The sequence below is a fragment of the Reyranella sp. genome (genome assembly GCF_965279465.1).
Lineage (GTDB): Bacteria > Pseudomonadota > Alphaproteobacteria > Reyranellales > Reyranellaceae > Reyranella.
Map to the genome: position 1 here is coordinate 4,279,152 of NZ_OZ257242.1, position 13,695 is coordinate 4,292,846.

The following is a 13,695-nucleotide window of genomic DNA, read 5'->3' on the forward strand; positions in this document are numbered from 1 at the left end:
CGCGTGCGCCCACGCCGGCGTCTCGGGCGCGAGTGACTGAAGCACGCACCGCGCATCACGCCGGTCGCGCAGCAACCCCGCACCACGCATGTTGCCAGATGGCGCGAGATCTTGGGTTGAGGCAGATCAAGGGCAGGGACAAATTCGCAGAGGCAAAGCTCCCGTTCCACGCAACATGGCGCTATTCGAGAAGGCCGAACGCCCGGCGCCTCCCTATGTCGGTCATCGGCCGATCGACCTCGCACGGGCTTCGCGCGCGCCGTCGAAGAGGCGCTTGACCGGCCCGAGGGCCTGGACGAACTCGAGCTGCTCGCCTTCGGGGCCCTTGCAGTAGATCAGCCGCCATCCGTTCGACTGGCCTTCGGTGATGGCGTTGCTGTTCGCCTCGCGCGGTGCGGCCAGCCGTTCCTGCTCGGTCGTCACGGTGACGACGCGATTGGCCCTGACCTGCGTCATTCCCCGGCGCGCCGCTTCCGCTTCGAGATCGGCGATGAACTCGTTGAAATCGACATCGTCGCGGATGTGGAAGCAGATGTGCATCATGCGCGGAAAGGCAGGACTCATGTGGTCGAGCGGCTCGGCGAAGGCGGCGCCGCTGCCGGCCGGCTGCCCGGCGTCGCGATATTGCAGCAACTCGATCACGACATTGTCGAACTGGATGAATCGCACGTCGAGCCGCTGCGCGCCGCCCCTGAGGTCCGGCACGCCCATCGTGCGCGGATTGACCCGGCGCACGCGTGCCTCGATCTCCTGATCCGTCAGCAGCGTGTTGTGGATGCGCTCGCCCTGGAAGTCGCCGTCGCGCATCACCTCGGTTCCGCCGAGAACCTCGGTGTAGAACGCGAAGGCGCGATCCATGTTCTGCACCGTGAGCCCGAAATGCTGGACGCCCTGCAGCCGCGCGCCGAGCGAGCCCTTGCCTGCGGCCGCGGCAGTCGAAGCCGCCAAACCGCCGGCGATCGCGATCCCGATCCCGGCAGCCTGAAGGATGCCGCGCCGCCGGAGATCCGCCTCGTTTCGCTCGTCGCTCATGATGTGTCTCCCTGGATGAAGCTTGCTCGATCGTCAGCGGCCGGGCCGCGCCCGCCACAGGCGGATCGTGGCGATCGACGCCTGGGTGTAGCCGGGCGGCTCCGTGTCGCCGCCGAAAGCGGCCCTGGTGGTCATCGTGTTCGTGGTCAGAAGCCCGCCGACGAACGGCGCGGGCAGGCCGCTCAGGACGAGCTGGCAGCGGACGGGGAAGAGGCCGCTCTCCGGAAAGTCGATCATGAGGGCGAGGCATTCGCCGCTGCCGCGGAAGGAGATCGCGCCCAACCGGACTTCGGCATGGAAGTTCTGCCGCGCGGGCTCGCCGGTCGGGCCGAAGCAGGCGCGCAATTCGGCGACGCGCGCGGCCTTTGCGTCGACGACCCTGCCGTCCTCGGGACGCGAGCGGACGCTCCAGAACGAGAAGAAGCGCTCCGCGTCCGACGGGAAGGGGTCGAAGCCGGTTCGCGACGAGGCGCACCAGCCGGCGGTCGGCGCCTGCGGCTCGCGAATGCTGCGGAGAACGTAGATCTCCTCCAGCGCCGGATCCGATGCCGATGCAGGCAGCGCCATGACGGCGCCGACGGCGCAAAGCACCACCATCCTTGTCCTTGGACGCAGATTGAAGAAGCAAAGATCCCTCGCTCCGCTCGCGATGACACCCTTGTTGTCATCCCGAGCGGAGCGAGGGATCTTTCGCTTCATCGGGACGATGCCTGAAACGGCATCGCACAAAAACCCGCAACCTCTCAGGATCGCCTTGCCGATCATCGCGGCACCCAACCGATCGTGTGGGCATGCAGGCTGTGGATGTAGAGGCGATCCGCCGTCTCGGTCGCGCCGGTCGTCTCGGGATAGGCGCCGGCGGGATCCTGCAGGTCCTCCGTCACGCGTCCGCTCTCGTCGAAGGCGAAGACGTGCCCGTACGGCTGGCCCAGCGGCAGCAGCGACCGTGGCAGCCGCAGCAATATCTTCCGCACGAACGGCTTCTGCGCGAGCCCGTCCGCCGCCGGGTTGCGCGGCCTGAACAGGCCGACCCAGATGCGGCCGTCGCGGCCGCGCATCACGTTGTCGGGATAGCCGGGCAGATTGTCGATCAGGATCGTTGCCTGGGGCGAGCCGCTTTGCACGTCGAGATCGCGGGCGCGGCCGTCGATCTTCCAGATCCGGTAGCGGCCGGTCTCGGACACGAAGAGCGTTCGCCCGTCGGCCGACAGGGCGATTCCATTGGCGAACGACAGGCCATGGGCCACGACGCGGGTGTTCCCCGACGCCGGGTCATGGGCCAGCACGCGGCCGCTGGCGGATTGCTCCAGGATGTCGAGCACGCTCGCCTCGTAGGTGCCGCCCCATTCCAGGGGCGCGAAACGGGTGGACGCATCGGTGAAATAGATCGTGCCGTCCGGCGCCACGACGACGGAATTGGCGTAGCGAACCGGGTCGGCGGCGCTCACGCGATCGACCAGCACCGTCACGCGCCCCTCGGGCGTGACGGCCAGCAACCCCTTCATGGGGTCCGCGGCGATCATCCGTCCGCCGCGGTCGAAGTCGAAGCCGAGGACGCGCCCGCCGGTGCTGGCGAACACCGCTTGATTGCTGCCGTCGGGGTCCATGCGCAGCAGGTCGCCGCTCTCCATCGCCGCATACAGCTTGCCGTCCGGCCCGATCGCGATGTGCTCCGGGCCGACCTCGCTGCCGATGTCGATCGTGCGGAGGTCGGCCAGGCGGGTGTTCGGGGCGTAGGCGCCGGTGAAGCCGGGCGGTGCCTGCGCCGGCCATGACCGGGGCTCGATGGGGACGGGCCAGAAGCAGAGGTAGGCGGCCACGCCCGCCAGCACGAGTCCCGCGGCGCCGGCCGACCGTCGAACGATGGAAGCGCTCACGTCATGTCTCCTGCCCCTTTGCGCGTTCTTGATCGGCCAGGTTCGCCGGGGGCGCGTCGCTCATAAGCGCCAACTTTGGTCTGCTGGGAGCGCGGCTCTCCAGAGCCGCTCTTCTTCGGATTGCCCTTACCCATGAGCGGCTCTGGAGAGCCGCGCTCCCGGTACAAAGGCGGAGCTCCCAGCGCATATCTCATGGCGCTCTCCGCTATTGCGCGAGATAGCCGCCATCGATCACCAGCTCGGCGCCGGTGACGAAGCTCGCCTCGTCCGAGGCGAGGAAGAGGCAGCCGTAGGCGACCTCGATCGGCTTGCCGCCGCGCTTCATCGGCGTCGAGGCGATGACGGAGTCGTTGAGCGCCGGCGCCTGGGCGTCGGTCAGCGGCGTATGGATGAATCCCGGATGCACCGAGTTGACGCGGATTCCGTCGGCGACATAGGTGAGCGCCGCATTCTTCGACATGTTGCGGACCGCGCCCTTGGCGGCGTGATAGGAATGCGCGCCCGCGACCGCGGCATTGCCCCAGATCGACGAGATGTTGACGATCGAGCCCGACTTCTGCGGGCGCATGACGCCGATCACCTCGCGCATGCCGAGGAAGACCCCGGTCTGATCGACGGCGATCATCTTCATCCACGCGGCCATCCCGAGCTCGTGCAGCGGTTCGTACGCGATGATGCCGGCATTGTTGATCAGCACGTCGAGGCGTCCGTGCGCGCGGACGATCGAGCCGACGGCCGCCGCCCAGCCGGCCTCGCTGGTGACGTCGAGCTGCAGCGCCTCGATGCCGGCGGAATAGGATTTCTCGGGCGCGGCGATATCGCTGGCGACGACGAGCGCGCCTTCCTTGACGAAGAGCTCCGAGACGGCGCGGCCGATACCGCTCGCCGCTCCGGTCACCAGCACGACCTTGCCGTGAAGCCTCATCCTGCGGTCCCCTTCTGCGTCGAGGGACAGCAATGCGCCCGGGACCGGACGTCTGGCGAGTAAATCGTGGTTAAGCGCGCGCGGGCTCCGAGCGTGTGCTTTTTGCCAGGTGAGTTCCGCTGAGGGCGCGCCACTCATAGGCGCTAACATTGGCTTGCCCCTCACCCTGAGAGCTTGTGAATTTGTCGGCCGGCAGTGAGAAGACCAGTCTGGCTACCCCTCCGCCTCATCCTGAGGAACGCAGCGCAGCGGAGCGTCTCGAAGGATGGCGACGCGAAGGACGCGCGGAAAGTGCTGCGATCTCGGCATTTTATCGAGGTTGTACGCGTTGCCACCCTTCGAGACGCTCCGCTGCGCTGCGCTCCTCAGAGTTTGTGAATTTTTCATCGGTCTTGTCCTCGGCGGCTGATTGAAGAAACAAAGATCCCTCGCTGCGCTCGGGATGACAGCATTGTTGTCATCCCGAGCGCAGCGAGGGATCTTTCGTTTCGTCGACTCCACGACTGAAGAAGCTGGATTAAAAAATTCACAGGCTCTCAGGGTGAGGTAAGTGGGTGGCGAGATCGTCATTGAGTCGCGACGTCGATTTTTTCACAAGCTCTCAGGGTGAGGTGGTGAGGTAGCGACGGCCAAGGAAAACGTCTGAATGGCAATCATTCACAAACTCTGAGGAACGGAGCGAAGCGACGCGTCTCGAAGGGTGGTCACACCACCGATGTTGCAATCGGCTTGTTCTACGATTTCCTGTGCGGGCCATCCTTCGAGACGGCCGCTTCGCGGCCTCCTCAGGATGGGGGTTATTTTGGTCCTTCGACCAAAGTTGGCGCCTTCTCAGGCGAGGGTGTCGAGCAACGCCTGCGCCGCGACGATCTCGCTGTTCGGGCCCTTTTCCGTGAACTTCGCGCAGGTGCGGCTCAGGATCGCGAAGGCGGCATCGCGGCGGCCTTCGGCTGCAAGATCGCGCGCCATGTCGGATGCCGCGCGAAGCTCGAGGTTCAGCGCGCCGAGCGCGCCGGCATCCGCGATCGCCTCCGCGTATCGCGCCTGCGCCGCCGCGTGGTCGCCGTCCGCTGCCCGGATCAGCCCCTGGATGCGCAGGATCTCGGGCCTGCACCACCGTTCGCGGGACTGCGCGATGCGCGTTGCGGCGTCGTCGATCCGCAGCCGGGCGTCCGCGACGCGGCCTTCGCGCACCAGCGCCTCGGCCAGCATGGCGAGATACATGGGGGCGCGGGTGACGAAGCCAGTATCGAGCAGCTCGTCGAGGCTCGCGCTCATCGGCTCGATCGCCGTCCGGTCACCGCGCGCCTGGTGCAGCGCGGCCTCGAAGAAGCGCGCGAGCCGGCGCCACACCGCGGTGTTGCGGATCGCGAGGTTCTCCCGCAGGGCGCCGATGCCCGCCTCGGCGCGATCGAGGTTTCCCGTCCACAGCGCCAGAGGCACGCCCGCGAACGCCAGGGCATTGGAATGCGAGACCGCATGATCGACCGCCAGCGCGGCGTCGACCGCCTGGGCCGCGGCCGCAAGAGCGGACTCGGTGCGGCCGCAAAGCCAGCGCGTGAAGGCCAGCGAGCTTCGGATGATGCAATAGCGGTCGATCGAGAAGCGGGTGATGCGGGCCCGCTTCTCGACGCGGTTGAAGCGCTTCGCGAGCTGTTCCAGCAGCTCGTTGCCCTCGCGCAGCTCGCCGACATAGGTGCGCGCCAGCGCCAGCAGGCGTTGGCCGTCGGGCAGCACGGACCAGTCCTCCGCGCGCTCGGCCATCGCTTCGAACTCGATCAGATGGCCGATCGCCGCGACGGATCTCGCGGTGAAGGTCTCGTAGATGGCCAGCCCCCACAGCGCGCGCAGCTGGTACTCGGTATCGCCGGAGTCGCGGGCAAGACGCAGGCAGTCGATCCACGGCGCCTCGGTGGCGGGGAGCCGCTGCTCCGACCAGGTCAGCGTCCAGGCATGCCTGCACGCCAGCTTGGTCTTCAGCCTTGCGTCGCAGGAGGCAAGCGTGTCGGCGACGCGCAACGCCTCCCCGACGCGGGCTCCGCTCTCGTCGACATGGCACAGCGCTTCCCACAGCGGAATCGCGGCGGCGGTGAGCCGGACGCCGAGCATGCTGTCGCCCGTCGCTCCGAAGGCCCAGGCGAGCGCGCGGCGCAGGTCGTCCACGCGCGCCCCGTAGAGCGCCATCCAGTCGTCGGTCACACGCCAGTGCCATTCTTCCTCGGCGCGTTCCAGGACGGTCAGGATGCGCGTGGCGTGCAGGACATGCGCCCGATCCCGCTCTCCGCCGGCGTCGAGGCGGGCGAGCGCGTAGCTGCGGCTGCTCTCGAACAGCCGATAGCGGCGCGAGCCGCGGGATAGTTCGGCGGTTGCGAACGACTTGGCGACCAGGCCTTCGATTCCGGCGACGATGTCGGCCGTATCGAGGGGCGCCGCATCGGGGCCCGCAGAGGCGAGGAGGGCGATGAGATCGTCCAGCGCGAAGTCCCGGGCGAAGAGCGCGGCGAACCGCAGGATGCGGCTCTCGGCATCCGAGAGCAGCCGGTAGCTCCAATCGAGCGTGGCCAGCAGGGTGCGCTGGCGCGCCGGCGCGGCGAGGTCGGCCCGGCGCAGCAGCTCGAAGCGGTCCTGCAGCCGGCGCAGCAGCTCCGCCGGGGAAAGCGAATCGAGCCGTGTCGCGGCGAGCTCGATCGCGAGCGGGATGCCGTCCAGCGCGCTGCAGATCCGCGACACCGCTGCCGCGGTGTCGTCGTCCCACGCAAAGGAGCTCGCGCCTTCCTCGGCGCGGGCGACGAACAGCGCAACGGCGGGGTAGCGCTGCGCCTCCGCGGCAGGCATCCGCGTCGCGCCGTCGGGGCAGGCCAGCGGGGACAGCCGGTAGACGTGCTCCTGGCGGGCGCGCAGCGGCTCGCGGCTGGTGGCGAGCAGGGCCGTCCGATCGAGGTCCGGCGCAAGATGCTCGGCCGCGGCAGCCACGGCCGACGCGAGATGCTCGCAATTGTCGAGGATCAGCAGCCGCGGCGTCGCGCGCAGGTGCTCGCCGATGCCGCCGAGCAGATCGTTGAGGTCGACGCGCACGCCCAGGGCGCCCGCGATCGCATGCGCCACGAGCTGGGGATCGTCGATCGAGGACAGGTCCACGAAGCACGGCGCCGCGTCAAACCGCCCGGAAAGCCGTTCCGCGGCCGCCAGCGCCACCGTCGTCTTGCCGACGCCCCCGGCCCCGACGATCGTGACCAGCGGGTGCTGCGAGATCGCCGCGACGACGGAGGCGATCTCGTCCTCGCGGCCGATGATCCGGGCGCGGGGGGCGGCCGTTTCCATGTCCGCTCCCGGCCATCGCCGCGACGACGCCCGGGCGCGGCCCTCGACCGTCACCGGGAGCGTGAAGCGGTAGCCGCGTCCCGGAATGTTCAGGATGACGCCCGGCTCGTCGGACCCCGCGCGCAGGACCCGGCGCAGGGCCGAAACGTGAACCTTGAGGTTGCTTTCATGGACGAAGGTGCCGGGCCACGCATAGGCTTCGAGCTCGGACCGGGAGACCAGCTCCCCGGCGCGCTGGACCAGCAGGCTCAGGATGTCGAGCGCGCGGCTGCCGATTCGAACCGGCTGGCCGGCATGCAGGAGGGCCTGCCGGTCCGGCAGGAGGCAAAACTCGCCGAACGCGTACGATCGCTCGGCCGCTCCATGCCGAGCTTGGGAGCCGTCGCGCCGCGCCGCGCCTGCGGCGACTGCTTCGCCCGTCGAAGCCCCTTCACGGGCCCGATCCCCGGCGAGTCCGCGACGGCCGTGCGTGTCTCGCCTGCGAAGCATCCGTTCCCGCCGTCGCTCCTGGCAACGCCTGGCAGCGCGCGCACTACACTGTCGCGCCCGACACGATTGTGCGGTCAGCACCGATGAAGCGCAACCGTCGGAGCGGTCGGGTAGTGGGTCAGTTTGACGGGAGGCGGAGTTGACCGCGTCTTTGCCCGTGTGCCGGCCGCGTGGCACACTCCAAGGCATGGTCAGGAAGCTCAAACGTCCCCGCGATCCTGTCCAACTCGCCAAGCTCATCGGCGACATAGCGACGGGGCAGGTTGAGGATGGCCCCGGCAAACCCAAGAGCGCATTGGCCGTCAACCGGCGCATCGCTGGGGCCGCCGCCCGCACCGCCAGTCTCTCACCGGAGAGGCGACGGAAGATCGCCCAAAAGGCTGCAAGAGCTAGATGGAAAGACGAGGCTGGTAGTAGCTAGCCGCCAGTGCGGTGATCTGCTCCCTGGTGATTGAGCCAGCCTGAAGTCCGTTCATCAGAATGAACGGCTGCATCATCGTATTTGAAAAGCGATATCGAGGGCGGTGTTTCACCCCCGTCACTTCTAGGATTTGGCCCCTCTCTTGCGTCAGCAAGATTCTCAAGTGCTGCCCGAAAACGGAAACCGGAACTGCGTCCTTGGTGAGAAGGGTTGCCAATGGTTTGCACAAGGCGGCCGGTTGGAAGTAGCCGAGATCGTCGACATCGCACAGTGCCGCCGCCTGCAAGACTTCCTTATAAATGTTGTCCCTGCGAGGGCTGTTCGTGGCCGCATGATACTGGGTCCTGATTGTTTGGGCCGTCTCCTCCACGCAAAGCGGCAACGCAGATTCGACGTGCTTCAATTCCACCTTGAGACTCGCGGCCCTTATGGCGGCGACAGAGGCTCGCTGCCCCAGCAGATGGACATAGTGCGGGAGGCCGCGAGCCAGCGCCAAGATGAACGACATAGCCTCTTGTTCGATGCCCATCCGCAATAGCTTTAGGCGAGAGTTAACGACTTCCGTCAGTTCCCCGGGCAACATGCGCGGCATCGGAATTTGTTTAAGGCAGCGCGAGATCGATTTGTGATCTTCGATCAGGGTTTCCACGGAATCAGCTACCCCGACGATGATCACAGTGACCCGACAGCTTCGATCTGACAGATCCTTGATGGTATTGGCCATTAGCACGCGTGCGGCCGTATCTTGAAGTTGGTCATACTCATCGAGAAAAATCATCTGCATCGGCGACAACGGGAGTGCTGACAACTCCATCAAGACATCGTCAGGTGTGATGATTTCGGGATAGTGGTCGGACAGCGGAACGCCATTTGTGTCGAGCAATCGGCGAAATACCTTGCGCCAGACGGCGGTGTAGTCGTCGCCTGGCTGGAGATTGACGATCACCGAATGGACGATACGGTGCTCGCCGCTAAGCCTCTTCGAGAAGATATTGGCCAGCGATGACTTTCCCACGCCGCGCTCGCCATAAAGCACCGCGTGTTGTCCGCGCTGGAGCGCCGCCTCGACCATGCGGTCAACCTGGACTGGACGCCCAGCGAATAGCGCCGCTTCGTCGACGGGCGCGCCGGGGCTAAATGCCTCCATCACTTCATATTGCAGCCGTCCCCAATCATCTCCGGTCATCGCGCGGGGTTTGGTCAGCTTCATTAGGTCTTTAACCATGCGTCAGTTGATAAACTTTGATACGGCGATAGTCAATGTTGACAAAAACCACCGCGGCGCTCAGCGAAAAACAGGCCTTTTGAGCATAAGGGTCAGTATGAACAAGCTCGCCACCGCCAAGCGAGCTCAAATCCTGACGATGATGATCGAGGGCGTTTCGATGCGAGCGATCTCGCGCATTACCGGCGCGAGCAAAAACACTATCGTGAAGCTGCTGGCTGATGCCGGGCAGGCGTGCACCGAGTATCAGGACGCCAACCTCCGAGGACTGACCTGCAAGCGTCTTCAACTCGATGAAATCCGGAGCTTCGTGTATGCCAAGGCGAAGAACGTCGCGACTGCGAAGGCCGCGCCGGACGTGGCGGGCGACGTGTGGACGTGGACGGCCATCGACGCCGATACGAAGCTCATCCCGTCGTTCTTCGTGGGTGGTCGCGATGCCTACGCGGCGAACGTGTTCATGCGCGATCTGTCGGGGCGGCTGGTCAACCGCGTCCAGCTCACCAGCGACGGCAACAAGTCCTATCTCGACGCGATCGAGCGCGTCTTCGGCGACGATATCGACTACGCCATTCTGGTGAAGCACTACGGCCCGGCGCCGGAAGGCCCGCAGCGCCGCTACAGCCCGGCCGAGTGCGTCGGGACCACCGTGGCACCGTGACCGGCCAGCCGGACCAGAAGTACATCAGCACCAGCTATGCCGAGCGGGCGAACCTCTCAAACCGCATGGGCGTGCGCCGTTTCACGCGCCTGACCAATGCGTTCTCGAAGAAGGTCGAAAATCACTTCTTTGCGCTGGCGATCTACTTCATGCACTACAACTACTGCAGGATTCATCAGACCTTGCGCGTCACCCCGGCGATAGCCGCCGGTGTGTCCAAGACGCTCTGGTCGATGGACGATGTGGTCGCAATGATTGAGGAATGGGAGACGGCCGAATAGGACGCATTGGCGAACTATTGTTCTACTTTGAGTAGCGGACTCCCCACAGGTTGGGCCTGTACATTTGACGTGCCCACAACCAACAGGAGGGCATATGTCGAAGGTAGCTCCGTTTCATTCGGTGAAGCCAAACACCTCAAACGTGCATCACGACAACGACCGGTGCACTGAGGGCAACAACATTGAGGCTCAGTACAAGCGCGCTGGAACGGCTGGCCGGCCTCGTTGCGATCATTACAACCGTCTGGCTCAGCAGGGTCAGTAACCGCCTAAGGGTTGTCCTTGGTGGCAAAAGTCATTTCCCACCAAGGGCCGCTCGGCATCCCGTCATTGATGGGCCATGCAAGCCGCAGACTGAGAATAGGCAACGCGTGGTGCTACGGTCAGCGCGCGAAAGCCGGCTGTTCTATTGCCATGGAAGCGGATTGTCGGCTCCGGGAATGCGTGGCCTTCGCCACCTTCGCACGACTAGAAAGTCTCAATTCCGCCGGACCGCAAGACCGCCACATGCCGTCGGATGCCCGCGTCTAATGGGAGATCGGCTTCCGGCACGGATGCAGCGAGCGACGATGGCAACTGCGCGTTAGGTGTCGTCAAACTGGAAACCATCATGACGGCCGGCACTGTAGCATCAACGCAATTTTATAGAATTCAAACTCGTACACTGGTCTATGGATAATGTTGTGAAGATGGTCGATTCATGGGAGGCTTACCACTCTGAGTAGAAGGGCGAGAGATCGACGATGGGCGTCTTTGGAGAAGTTGCGGTCAAAGCCACGTACCTTCTCATTTCGAAAGAAGTGTCTGAACCCCGTAAGGCTTGGCGCAGAGCTGCGCAGGCTCTTGGCTGTTCGCAGAGCACGATGGAAAAGTCTTGCCCAATCAGTGCTTACCTCGGACTTTGTGAGGAAGGCTTGGTGAGGGGCGTCCCAAAGCCAAGAGGGCCCTTGACCAGATCGGTAGACAACAAAGGCTACGCTGTAGACGCAGTCCACTATCTGTGGAACGACGAGTCTTGGCTAGATAAGCTGGAGTGTCTCTGGAGCAAAGTGATCCGGCCGAAGATCATGAAGCACCAAGGCCAGATCGACGTGGTCTTTGCGCTTTGGAAGAATGATCTGATAATCCAGGCACCCATTACAGAACAAAATCCAAACTGACCCGCTACCAGCGGTCGCCCGTGCGCATGGCTCGAGCCTGGCGACGCGAATACCGCTACACGGTCGTGCCGCTTGAAGGGGGAGGCTTCTACGTGTTCGCCGGCGTCGGCAAATCCAGCGAGGGCGAACGGCCCGAGGCTGCCGGCAAGGCTGACCATCTGCTAAGAAACGCTGTGTACGTCGTGCCGAGGAAGGAGCCTCCGTCCGACGGCCAGCCGTGTGCTTGGCCTTCTGCGCATCCCGACGCTCCTCCCTTGCGCGCCGGTTCGGTCACGAGCTCTTGTCGGCATGAAACGTGCACCGCGCGCCGGGTCTTGTCCGATGCCACCGGACCGCCCTGCGGGAGGAAGCCATGTGCGTGATGTGCTATGTCGACGAGGCGATGAAGTCGAAGATCATCGCCTACAACGCGGAGTTCCATAAGGTCTCGAAGAGCCCGTTCGGCAAGGACGACGAGATCGGCATGCTGAACCTGATCGACGGCAAGTCGCGCTCGGCGATCCTGAGCCGCGCCGACGCCTCCAGGGTGTTCGACCTGTCGGTCGATCATTTCGTCGGCATGCCCGGCTGGTTCGGCGCCGGCGATCCGCCCTATCAGATCAACATGACGCACACGCCGGGCGGCGAGGTCGTCGGCAACTCGATGGGGGTCAGCCTGGAGGCCAACCAGCTGGTCGGCTATTCGGGCGACTCGGTCTCGATGTACACCCACTGCGGCACCCACATCGACACCTTCAATCACTTCGGCTACGGCGACCGGATCTTCAACGACTTCAGCACGGGCAAGAATCTCGGCAGCCGGGTGTGGGACAAGTGCGGCGCGGAGAAGCATCCGCCGATCTTCGCCCGCGGCGTGCTGCTCGATGTCGCCGCGCTGCACGGCGTGCCGACGCTGCCGCCGAGCCATGCCATCGGCAAGGCCGACCTCGAGGGCTGCCTGAAGCGCCAGCAGCTCGCGCTCAAGCCGGGCGACGTGGTGCTGATCCATACCGGCCAGATGAAGCTGTGGCCCAACATGAGCTTCGTCAGCAACACGCCCGGCCTCAACCGCGAGGGCGCGGAGTTCCTGGCGAAGAACGGCGCCATCATGATCGGCGCCGACAATCTCACCCTCGAGCAGACGCCGACGGCCGACCCGCTGAACTTCCTGCCCGTGCACACCTACCTGCTGGCCGAGGCGGGCGTGGTCATCCTGGAGATGGCCTTCCTCGACGAGCTGGTCGGGGAGGGGATCCAGGAATTCGCCTTCTTCGGCGCCTGCATCAAGCTCCGCGGCGCCACCGGCGCGCCGATGCGCCCGGTCGCGATGCCGCTCGCGGGTTAGCGCGAGCCCGGCGGGGCGGCGCTCTGCAGAGCCGCGCTCATAGGCGCTGAACTTGGTTGAAAGACCAACACAACCCTCATCCTGAGGAGCGTAGCGAAGCGGAGCGTCTCGAAGGATGGGAGCGCAAAGGACGAAGCTGCCGCGATCATGAGGTGCATGGGCACAGTGCGTGTTGCCACCCTTCGAGACACTTCGCTTCGCTCCGTTCCTCAGGGTGAGGCAGGTGTGCAGCAAGTTTCCAAGCCAAAGTTGGCGCCTCTGAAGGCCCTTGGACGGGCGAAGGCAAGGAGCCGTTGCAGGCGATGGCCTTGCCCCGAGAACCGGGTGTAAAAGAGGGCTCACCAGGAGACACAGGCGACATGTCGGGCGACACGAACGTTCGGGCTGGCGGGTGCCATTGCGGTGCGGTGCGTTTCGAGGTGACGCTCAGCGACGGCTTCAATTCGATCCGCCGCTGCACCTGCTCCTGCTGCCGAATGCGCGGCGCCGTCGTTACCATGGCGGAGATGGGCGGGATCGAGATCCTGCAGGGCGAGGAGGCGTTGACGAGCTACCGCTTCCATACCGGCTCGGCGCAGCACTTCTTCTGCTCGCGCTGCGGGATATACACGCATCATCAACGGCGATCCGACCAGAATCTGTATGCCGTCAAGGTGGCTTGCCTGGATGGCGTGAGCCCGTTCGATTTTCCCGAGGTGCCTGTCATGGACGGCATCAATCATACGAACGATACCGGCAGGCCAACGCGCCGCGCAGGCACGCTCCGCTTCATCCCGGCCGACTGACGATCGCGGTCGGACGACGACGGCCGCCGGGCAATGCTCTCGCCCGGAACCCGACCGCCTCTACCGCCTCTATTGGCGTACCGCCGATGGGTTACCCCTGACGGTTGGTTTCAGCGTCGCTCGGCGAAAATCATATTTTCTTCTCGATTTTGTCACGACTCGACAGGGGGCGACCGTCAAGCTGTCCGCCGAGC

9 protein-coding genes and 1 pseudogene are annotated in these 13,695 nt (G+C 65.1%); 4 read left to right on the forward strand and 6 right to left on the reverse strand.

The features are described 5' to 3' along the window. Positions 1-222: 222 nt before the first annotated feature. From ACQY8M_RS20775 to ACQY8M_RS20800, 6 genes are all read right to left on the reverse strand, one after another. Complete coding sequence (locus tag ACQY8M_RS20775; protein ID WP_428659033.1) at positions 223-1,032, reverse strand: VOC family protein; 810 nt, start codon at positions 1,030-1,032, stop codon at positions 223-225. Positions 1,033-1,065: 33 nt separating this feature from the next. Continuing rightward, positions 1,066-1,629 (reverse strand): hypothetical protein, encoded by a 564-nt coding sequence (locus ACQY8M_RS20780; RefSeq protein ID WP_428659036.1) that lies wholly within the window; start codon positions 1,627-1,629, stop codon positions 1,066-1,068. Positions 1,630-1,793: 164 nt separating this feature from the next. Then, entirely contained in the window at positions 1,794-2,909 is a 1,116-nt protein-coding gene (locus tag ACQY8M_RS20785; protein WP_428659039.1) for an SMP-30/gluconolactonase/LRE family protein, read from the reverse strand. Positions 2,910-3,114: 205 nt separating this feature from the next. Then, positions 3,115-3,834: an SDR family NAD(P)-dependent oxidoreductase gene (locus ACQY8M_RS20790; protein WP_428659042.1), complete on the reverse strand. Its 720-nt coding sequence runs from the start codon at positions 3,832-3,834 to the stop codon at positions 3,115-3,117. A gap of 831 nt (positions 3,835-4,665) precedes the next feature. After that, positions 4,666-7,848, reverse strand: coding sequence for an ATP-binding protein (locus ACQY8M_RS20795; protein ID WP_428659045.1), 3,183 nt, complete (start codon positions 7,846-7,848; stop codon positions 4,666-4,668). A gap of 185 nt (positions 7,849-8,033) precedes the next feature. Continuing rightward, on the reverse strand, positions 8,034-9,275 hold the full coding sequence (locus ACQY8M_RS20800) for an AAA family ATPase (protein WP_428659047.1): 1,242 nt from the start codon (positions 9,273-9,275) through the stop codon (positions 8,034-8,036). A gap of 112 nt (positions 9,276-9,387) precedes the next feature. On the opposite strand from ACQY8M_RS20800, the pseudogene ACQY8M_RS20805 reads away from it, so the two are divergent. The 4 genes and pseudogenes from ACQY8M_RS20805 (at position 9,388) to ACQY8M_RS20820 (ending at position 13,501) form a co-directional block, all read left to right on the forward strand. Continuing rightward, positions 9,388-10,232, forward strand: a pseudogene (locus ACQY8M_RS20805) (IS1 family transposase). A gap of 743 nt (positions 10,233-10,975) precedes the next feature. Further along, positions 10,976-11,392, forward strand: coding sequence for a DUF6979 family protein (locus ACQY8M_RS20810; protein WP_428659050.1), 417 nt, complete (start codon positions 10,976-10,978; stop codon positions 11,390-11,392). Positions 11,393-11,744: 352 nt separating this feature from the next. Beyond that, a complete protein-coding gene (locus ACQY8M_RS20815) occupies positions 11,745-12,716 on the forward strand; it encodes a cyclase family protein (RefSeq protein WP_428659052.1) in 972 nt (323 codons plus the stop codon). A gap of 359 nt (positions 12,717-13,075) precedes the next feature. Next, on the forward strand, positions 13,076-13,501 hold the full coding sequence (locus ACQY8M_RS20820) for a GFA family protein (RefSeq protein WP_428659054.1): 426 nt from the start codon (positions 13,076-13,078) through the stop codon (positions 13,499-13,501). Positions 13,502-13,695 lie beyond the last annotated feature (194 nt).